This window comes from Pseudomonas sp. IT-196MI5, from assembly GCF_949767415.1.
Lineage (GTDB): Bacteria > Pseudomonadota > Gammaproteobacteria > Pseudomonadales > Pseudomonadaceae > Aquipseudomonas.
In genome coordinates, this window is sequence record NZ_CATKPZ010000062.1 from 1 (window position 1) to 499 (window position 499).

1 protein-coding gene is annotated in these 499 nt (G+C 55.7%); it reads left to right on the plus strand.

Going from position 1 to position 499, the window contains the following annotated elements; genetic code table 11:
* A partial coding sequence (locus tag ACM6IK_RS24295; protein ID WP_414876359.1) for a T6SS immunity protein Tli4 family protein occupies window positions 1-499 on the plus strand: 499 nt, incomplete at both ends.

The window sequence follows — 499 nt, forward strand, 5'->3', positions numbered from 1 at the left end:
TAGTCATCACGATCAGGAGATCGCCAGCTTCGAGTTCAGTCCTCCTGCCTCGGATGTCTCACTGAGCATCTACATCAACGCATTATCACCTGATGATGAAGAGCGTTTGCATGTTCGCACTCCAAAAGACGGGCAAATTTTTCTCGCAGGTGATTACGAAAATCTGCGCACTGGAAAAATCATGTTGGCCGGCATGCAAGCCGAAGAGTCCCTGATCGGCTTCAGCGATGACACTCACCGTCAAATACTCTTCGTGAGCGAAAACTACCGGGACAATCCCTCGCTGGCTCGGCCTGGTATGAGCATCCGCTTGTCGGCAGGCGGCATGAAAGGAGAGCCAGATGATCCCGATGAGCCCGAAGACCTCGTCCGCTGGACCCTGCCCCAGTTCGCCAACAAAGGCTACGACCTGCCGCTCTGGCAACAACCTGCTTCACCAGACCCCGTCAACCCCTCCCTCACCGATTACGAAGCCATGGCCGTGTGGGACGCGATCCTC